The sequence below is a fragment of the Mesocryomonas lacus genome (assembly GCF_055730135.2).
The window spans coordinates 1-8,032 of the sequence record NZ_JBUZWE020000030.1; the positions used below are offsets into that span (position 1 = coordinate 1).

Consider the following 8,032-nt stretch of genomic DNA (forward strand, 5'->3'; position numbering starts at 1 on the left):
TCCGGGGACGCATCGAGTTCGCCGGCGATGATCTCGGCGGCACGTCCAGTAAACCCTCCGACGCGCTTGCCGAACAGAACCCCGAAGGTGCGAAGGAGACCGCGGATCTCGTTCTCTATCTTGACGCGGATCCGCATGAGCATCTCGCGGGCGACCAGAAGGGAGCGGATCTGGTAGCTGTCTCGGCTTTTTAGGCGCACTTCTTTGAACCAGCCGGTCCGTATGATCTGCGCCAGGCCGGCAGCGTCGTTGCGGTCCGTCTTCACCGGCCGCATCTTCAGAGTTGCGTTGGCATGCCGGGCGTCGATGCACAGGACTGGAAGACGGCGCGCAGCGAACTCGCTCCAAAGCCACACAGCCAATGGGCCCGTCTCGAGCCCAACGCGACCGAGGTCCGGCGCTTTCTGGTTCAGATAGGCGGCGATGGCGTCTGGGCAGGTTGCGACCTTCTTCTCGGCCAGGATCCGACCGGCCTCGTCGACGACGCAAATGGCTGTCATCTCCTGGGAAACATCCAAAGCTGCATAAGAGGGCATCATGATTCTCCTTCCTTGTCGGCCAAGCCGATCATTGCTGGATGGCCAGCATGGGGAGCCGCTTCGACTTCGGCGAGAGGCGCCACCTGCGATTACGCTAAGTGGTCCTCCGTGAAGTAGGCTTTCAAGCCTTTGGAGGATGCCAGGAATGCCGCAGAAGAAGCACCAACCTGTGACAGGCGGCACCTACCTAACGGGAAACTACAACATTGATCCCCGTCTGCGGCAATTCGAGATGCGGCAGGCGTTTGGTAAGAGAACCCTGTTCTTCACCCAGTCGATGGGTCCCTTCACCGATGCAGGCGATCGATCCCGACTTTCGCGGATCCTTTCCAAGGTTCCCCTCATCCTCCTGCGCGATGCCCGCTCGCGCAGAAACATGAAAGGTATCGTCGCGCCGGATGCCAACTGCGATGTCGTCGCAGACTGCGTGTTCGCCTTGGCGGACTCCCCGGCCATCGAGGCGAAGCTCGCTGCCCCGATCATCGTGTTGCGCCACCGACGGGTGGGCGTATCCGTCCGCCAGTGGGCATACGTCGCTGGTGGCAATCATGGAATGTCGAAATATGCCGATTCTGTCCGGGCGATGGTGCAGGCGCTGGTTCGCGACCAGGGCTGCGAAGTGGTGTTCGTCTCCACGTGCCAAGGCGTCCCGGAGTATCATCACGACGACTCGCGCCTGGCGAACGAGATCGTTCAGAGCCTCGACAGCGATGTCGCGCAGCATGAGACCGTCGATGCGGCCTTCCACACACCCGACCAGTTGATGCAGCTCCTGCGATCGTTCGATTTCGTCATATCGACCCGGATGCACATGATGATCATGGCGCTCAACGTCGGCACGCCGGTCATCCCGATCGTCTACGAGTTCAAGACGGAGGAACTGTCCAAGTCGATCGGCCTCGCCAAGGTAATGCTGAACATCGATACGATCGAGCCGGCGGCCGCTACGGCAACGCTTGCGTTCTTCCTGGACAAGTTCGAGGCCTTTGCCCGGGCTGGCCTGCAGGGCACCCTCGCCCAGCACGCAGACGCGATGCGCTGCGAGGACCTTATCCGCCCCTTCTTGTCCGCAAGGAAGTAAGGGAACGGCCGATGCGGCCGACGACGTCGACCAGGATCGTGCGCGACGTCGGATACGCCACGATGAAGACGACGGCGAAGCTGTAGTTCAGCAGCCCATAGAGCACGACGTGAACGATGTCGGATTGAACGCCGAAGACAGGCTGGAGGAAATGTCCCGCCGCGAAGGCGGTGCCCGCAGATAAGGCAAAGAGGATCAGGATGGACAGGAAGTCTCTCGCCGTCACGGGTCCGAGGCGGTGTACGACGACCGCCAGGACGGGGATGCGGAAGGCGTAGGCGCTGAGCGCATAGGCTGCGGCCAAGCCAGTGACTCCCCAGTTCAGGCCGACAACAAACGACAGGATCGTCGTAGCCGAGGAGTAGGCCCCCCAGCGGAACATGACTTTCGTCTTGGCTTGGCAGATGAACAGCCAACCGGTGGTACCCGACACCGGCTGGATGAAGCTCGCCACGCCGAGCCATGTAAAGATCGGCGCCACGGGCAGCCAGCGCTCGCCGAACAGGAGGCGGACAATTGGCTCCGCCGTCATCGTCAGCGTGGCGATGCCGGGCATGACCACAGCCGCCAGCATCCAGTTGGTGCGGACATAGGCGGTTCGGAAGCGCGGCTTGTCGATCTGGATACGGCTGAGCAGCGGCACCATCACCCGCGACAGTGGCGTGGTGATGTTCTGGATCGGGAACAGCAGCAGCTTGTAGGCCCGGTCGTAGTAGCCAAGCGGCGTCAGACCGAGGTAATGGCCGATCAGAATGTTGTCGAGGTTGCGGGCGAAGAAGTTGACGATGTTGAAACCGGTGAGATTGGCGCCGAACGACAGAAGCTCGCGGTGGATCCGCAAGGTCGGCCGCTGGGGCTTCCACGGATGGGCCAGCCACGCCGCGGTCAGGCCGATCGTGGTGGTGGCCAGCGCCCCGATGATTAGCGACCAGTAGCCGAAGCCGATCAGTGCCGCTGCGACGCAGACCAAGAAGCCGCCCACCGTCGCCATGACGTCGTTCAGGGCCAAAGAGCCGAAGCGCAGATTGCGGTTTAGCATACTAAGCGGCACCGAAGCGAAACTGCCGATGACAAGCGGCAGGGCCGCGAGCGTCATCAGGCCATGGACCCGCGGGTCACCGTAGAACACAGCGGCGGCAGGAGCCACCAGGATGACGACGAGCGCGGCCAGGATGCCCATGCTGCCGCTCAGCCAGAACGTCTGGTTCAGATGCTCGTCGGCGATTTCATGACGCTGCACGATCGCCTGCTGCAAGCCGAGGTCCTGGAACAGGCCGATGAAGGCCACCAGAGGCGCGACCGACGCGACAAGACCGAAATCCTCTGGCACGAGCAACCGCGCCAGCACGATGACCGAGACGAAGCTGACACCCATCTTGATTGCCTGCGCGGCGCCGGTGACGAGACCACCCTTCAAGGCGACGGACCCGAGTTTGACAGTATTTGCGCTCATGAGGTTCCTAGAAGGGGAGAAGGGCCCGGGGATTGACAGCGGTGCCGCCGATGGCCTTCAGTCCCGATGGCTGTCGTTGCACTGCAGCATAATGCTTCCCATGAAAATATGGAAATCCGTTCGATGAAAGTCTGCATTGTCGTTGGACAGTTTCCGAAGCTTTCCGAATCCTTCGTTTTAGATCAAGCTCTCGGGCTCATGGAGCGAGGCCACGATGTGAGCGTCGTCTGCCAGAAATTGTCGACGGAGGTCGATCTCGGCAGCGAGGCTGGACGCGTCCTTATTTCTCGCTCCAGACTATGGTGGGGAAAGATTGCCGCGGTTCGCGCACTGACAAGCCGCCTACCCTCGCGCATGGCGGACAGGGCGTCTACCGCGCTCGACTTTTTGGATCGCCGGCACTTGGCAAAGTTCGATCTAATTATTGCCCATTTTGGATTTGAGGGCGTACGTGTGGCGAGGGTCAAAAAGCGCGCACGCCGTCTTCCACCTCTCATCACAATCTTTCATGGACATGACGTGGGCAAGCTTGCCATGCGCGGCGCCGTAAAATCGTCTTATGGCGATCTCTTCCAGATTGGAGACGCCAATCTTCCCGTTAATGATTACTTTCGACAGATCCTAATTGATAACGGAGCCCGACCCGAGAATACGCGCGTCCATCATATGGGCATCAAAGTTGATGAAATAACGTTCACGGAGCGAGATTGGGACCATCGTCCCCTCTCTATTCTTTCAGTAGCGCGCCTGACCGAGAAAAAGGGAATTGACTCCGCCCTGCAAGCGCTCGCCGTTTTGAGGACAAAGTGGCCTGACTTAGCATGGCGCTACGCAATCGTGGGAGACGGTGAATTGCGGGCGAGCCTAGAGCGAAAACGCCAGGAGCTTGGCTTGGACGACCGCGTAGACTTTCTGGGCGCCCTCCCCCATAGGGAGGTCCGTGGCCTTCTTTCAAAAGCTCAAATCTTCCTACTTCCGAGCGTCACAGCGGCTGACGGTGACGTCGAAGGTATTCCGGTCTCGCTCATGGAAGCGATGGCATCCGGCGCTATTGCCGTTAGCACGTTTCATTCCGGTATTCCCGAACTTATCAAGGATGGTCTCAACGGCCTGCTCGCTCCCGAACACGACATCGACGCCTTGGCTTCGAAGCTGATGTATGTGATAGAAAACGCACAGCTTATGTCAAAAATGGCCATCAACGCCAGAGCAGCCATTGAGTCGGAATTCAATTCAGCAACCCAAATGGACCGACTGGAAGCTGACCTTCGGTTCCTGACGGCTAGGTGTGGAGCCTCAACAGGTTGTCCTGATCCAGACCGGTTCTGCTGATGGGCACGGAGTATTTGATGCCGCCGTGTGGTCGATGCCAGTTGTAGTCGTGGATCCACCGGGGCAGCTCCTCGGCGCGATACTGCAAGGAGGGATAGGTCCGCGCATAGGCCCATTCGCGCAAGGCCGTCTGGATGAAGCGCTCGGCCTTGCGTTGGGTCTTGGGCGTGTAGGGTTTGGTGCGCACGTGCTTGAGGCCGAGTTGGCGGCAGACGTCGCCAAATGCGCTGGCTTTGTAACAGGATCCGTTGTCGGTCATGACGCGCACGATCTTGACGCCGAGGCTTTCGTAGTAGGCGACGGCGGCCCTCAGGAAGGCGACGGCCCTGAAGGCCTTCTCGTCCGGCATGATCTGCGAGAAGGCCAGGCGCGAGGCGTCGTCGATGGAGACGTGGACGAACTCCCAGCCAATGCCGCGGGCGCTGGACTGCCCCTTGCGATCCCCGGTGATGCGGTGGCCGACCCGGTCGAAACGCCCAAGCTTCTTGATGTCGAGGTGGATCATGTGGCCGGGATGGGCGTGTTCGTAGCGACGTACCGGCTCGGCGGGCTCCAGGTCGCTTATCCGGTTGAGCCAGGGCGGGAGAGGATGCGGCTGACGGTGGCCGGCGACAGCTCCAATTCCAGCGCACTCCGCTTTCCCGTCCAGCGCTCGCGGCGCAGCGCCTCGACCTTGCCGAAGATTTCAGGCGAAGTCGGACGGAAAAGACGATGCGGCCGGGAAGAGCGATCAACGAGCCCCGCCACACCCTCGGCCTTGAAGCGGGCCACCCACTTGCGAACCGTACGCTCGCAGACTCCCGCCGCCGCTCCGGCAGCCTTCGCAGATATTCCGCCAAGAACTGATTGAACCAGACGCTCTCGACCGCGTGGCGTCAAACGGGCATTCTTGTGAATTTTCATCCGGTCCCCCTCCTTGGGTTCTAAAGCTTCGCAACCTCAGCTTCCTCGGAAAGGACCGGATGGACAACCTATTGAAAGCTCACAGCTAGGGCTTGACGAACCTGCCATTTTGAAGGGCTTCATCATGGCAGCAACATGGGTTGGCATCGATTGACCTAATTGCCTTGACCTTCAACGGCGACACGTGCTCGAACGAATTTGACGCAGTAGGCATCACATAAAACGGGACCAGCGAACCACCTCCTTCGCGACTTTTGTTGTACGTCACGAGAACGGCGACCGGCGCAAGACACCCAGCCCACTGATATCGCCGGTCGAACGGCCAGATCTCATTTTAAAGTATAATCATGGAGCTCAGCATGGACGGACCTTCGGTAGCGCCGGTATCGGTCATCGTTCCGACCTATAATCGAGCGGACCTGATTGGACAGTCGATTGATAGTCTGCTCGCGCAAACACGTCCGGCAGCAGAGATAATTGTCGTAATTGACGGATCGGCGGACGGGACGGTCGACGAGCTTGCCCGCTTTGGTGAGCGGATTCGTGTCGTAGAAAAGGAAAATGGGGGCAAATCCACGGCTCTCAATCTGGGGCTGGAGATCGCCACCCAGCCTTACATTTGGATTTGCGACGACGACGACATTGCTAGTCCGCATGCACTCGAGCACCTGTACGCGGCTCTTCAGGCTTCGCCCTCGGCGCGGATAGCCTACGGCACCCTACGCAAGTTCTACGGCGCGTGGCCGGCAACAAATAGTGAAGACACCTTCTGTTATCGTTCGGATCGAAGAGCACCCCTCTATATCCAGCTTCTGCAGGACTTCTTCATCTGGCAAGGCGCCATGTTGGTCGAGGCGGCGTGTTACCGGGAAGTGGGTGGATTTGATACCCGGTTCATACGTTCCCAAGATTACGAGATGGCGTTGCGCCTGCTCCGGCGCTTCGAGGCCGTCGCGGTGCCCGAAACTATTTTCTACCAGCGCCATCACGATGGTGAGCGCGGTCCTCAACACTCCCGTTTCAAGGTAAAGCAATCGGAAGCGGTCTGGACGAAGTTCAACCGGCTACTTTTCGGCGAGATTCATGAAAGTCATGATCTGCGGGAGTTTCTCGCCGACCACGACGGCGGCGCCCTGACCGATCGGCAACGGCGGACCGCACTACTGCAACGGGGTGCGATCATGGCTCGCAAAGGTCTCTTTGATCTTGCCGCAAAGGATTTTTGGGCTGCGGCAGAGGCCAGCGTCGCTGTCGGTCATCCTCCACTTGATCGCGAAGAGAAAACAGTGCTGCGGCGTGTCTTCGAACGCGGCGCACGGTCGACCTTCGAACGGGTCGCAGATGTGCAAGCGATGCGGAAAGCGCTTTGGCAGTTCGACGCAAAAGTACGGGGAGAGATCCTCGGCAACCTTTTTCTGCCAGTGACCTTCCGCCTTCGCCGCATCCGCGAGACGAAGGATCAGCTGCGCGAGGTGAGTCAACTTATATACGTCGCCGCAACGCTTGTTGGGCCAGGAATGCTCCCGGCGTACTTTGCGGCTCGCCGCAGCGAAGCTAGGCTCTATCGCGTCCATCCCCTCGAGAAAAATTCGTGACTTCATGCTTGGCCGCGCCGCCGTCTCCGGATGCATGCCCACGGTCCGCCATCTTGTGATGGGTTCTTGGAGACCATCAAACCAGATTGGATCGTGCTGCACTACGGTCTCTTGGTTCGTCATTGTGCTCCGTTAATAACTGTCTCAAAAGTAGTTCCGCACCGCCAGACCAGTTTGATCACCGTGCTCCGGCAACTTCCAGCGACCGGACGATTTTGGCATCGTCGGCCAGCTTAATCTGTGTGCGGTGGTCGCAGCAGCATCGATTTTCCAGGCCCGGCGCGATTATGCGCGCCGAGGGAAGCGCTATTCAAGTGATCTCAGCGATCGGGAATGGGCGCTGATCGCGCCGCTCCTGCCTGAGCCGCGGCCGATCGGCCGTCCCCGGACGACGGACCTTCGCGAGGTCGTCAACGCTATCCTGTATTTCGCTTCGAGCGGCTGCGCCTGGTCGTTGCTGCCCCGAGAGTTTCCCCCTCTTACGACGGTCCAACGCTACTTCTACGATTGGCGGGATCGTGGCCTGCTGCGCAGGATCAGCGGCCATCTCACCATGGCAGCGCGAGAGTTGGAGGGCCGCGAGGCGAGCCCGACCGCCGGCGTCATCGACAGCCAGAGCGTCAAGACCACCGAAAGCGGCGGCGTCCGGGGCTTTGATGCCGGCAAGAGGATCAAGGGCCGCAAGCGCCACATCGTCACCGACACGCTCGGCCTAATGGTCGGGCTCGTCGTGCACGGCGCCGACATCCAGGACAGGGACGGTGCCGTCTCTGTCCTCGCCTCGATCCGTCATCGCTATCCCTGGCTGCGCCATGTCTTTGCAGACGGCGGATATGCCGGCGAGAAACTGGAGAGGCAGTTGCGCAAGATCGGCCAATGGACGATCCAGATCATCAAGCGCTCCGATCAAGCCAAGGGCTTCGAGATCCTGCCGCGCCGATGGGTGGTGGAGCGGACCTTCGCCTGGCTCGGCCGCTGCCGCCGTCTCGCCAAGGACTTCGAGAAAACCATAGCCAGTGTCGAGGCCTGGATCCTTGTCGCCAACCTCCACCTGCTTACCCGACGCCTCGCAAGGTATTGCTATCCCTCATAGAGTTTTGAGTCGGGCTCTAATACCAACATGCGCTGA

Annotated in this window: 6 protein-coding genes and 1 pseudogene; 4 read left to right on the plus strand and 3 right to left on the minus strand. The window is 60.1% G+C overall.

Features of this window, described 5'->3' with window-relative positions; genetic code table 11:
* A partial coding sequence (locus ACZLZY_RS24570) for an IS110 family transposase (protein ID WP_472936601.1) occupies positions 1-500 on the minus strand: 500 nt, incomplete at its 3' end.
* Positions 501-684: 184 nt separating this feature from the next.
* Here ACZLZY_RS24570 and ACZLZY_RS24575 point away from each other — a divergent pair.
* Positions 685-1,620 carry a polysaccharide pyruvyl transferase family protein gene (locus tag ACZLZY_RS24575; RefSeq protein ID WP_472936602.1) on the plus strand — a complete coding sequence of 312 codons (936 nt, stop codon included), beginning with the start codon at positions 685-687 and terminating at the stop codon, positions 1,618-1,620.
* On the opposite strand, the gene ACZLZY_RS24580 is transcribed toward ACZLZY_RS24575, so the two are convergent.
* Positions 1,589-3,073: a lipopolysaccharide biosynthesis protein gene (locus tag ACZLZY_RS24580; RefSeq protein ID WP_472936603.1), complete on the minus strand. Its 1,485-nt coding sequence runs from the start codon at positions 3,071-3,073 to the stop codon at positions 1,589-1,591. The genes ACZLZY_RS24575 and ACZLZY_RS24580 overlap by 32 nt on opposite strands.
* 66 nt (positions 3,074-3,139) lie before the next feature.
* On the opposite strand from ACZLZY_RS24580, the gene ACZLZY_RS24585 reads away from it, so the two are divergent.
* A complete protein-coding gene (locus ACZLZY_RS24585) occupies positions 3,140-4,405 on the plus strand; it encodes a glycosyltransferase (protein WP_472936604.1) in 1,266 nt (421 codons plus the stop codon).
* Here ACZLZY_RS24585 and ACZLZY_RS24590 read toward each other — a convergent pair.
* A pseudogene (locus ACZLZY_RS24590) lies at positions 4,356-5,308 on the minus strand (IS481 family transposase). The gene ACZLZY_RS24585 and the pseudogene ACZLZY_RS24590 overlap by 50 nt on opposite strands.
* Before the next feature lie 359 nt (positions 5,309-5,667).
* Here ACZLZY_RS24590 and ACZLZY_RS24595 point away from each other — a divergent pair.
* Both ACZLZY_RS24595 and ACZLZY_RS24600 read left to right on the plus strand, forming a co-directional pair.
* Positions 5,668-6,903 (plus strand): glycosyltransferase family 2 protein, encoded by a 1,236-nt coding sequence (locus ACZLZY_RS24595; protein WP_472936605.1) that lies wholly within the window; start codon positions 5,668-5,670, stop codon positions 6,901-6,903.
* A 265-nt stretch (positions 6,904-7,168) separates the two neighbouring features.
* Complete coding sequence (locus ACZLZY_RS24600; protein WP_472936606.1) at positions 7,169-7,996, plus strand: IS5 family transposase; 828 nt, start codon at positions 7,169-7,171, stop codon at positions 7,994-7,996.
* Positions 7,997-8,032 lie beyond the last annotated feature (36 nt).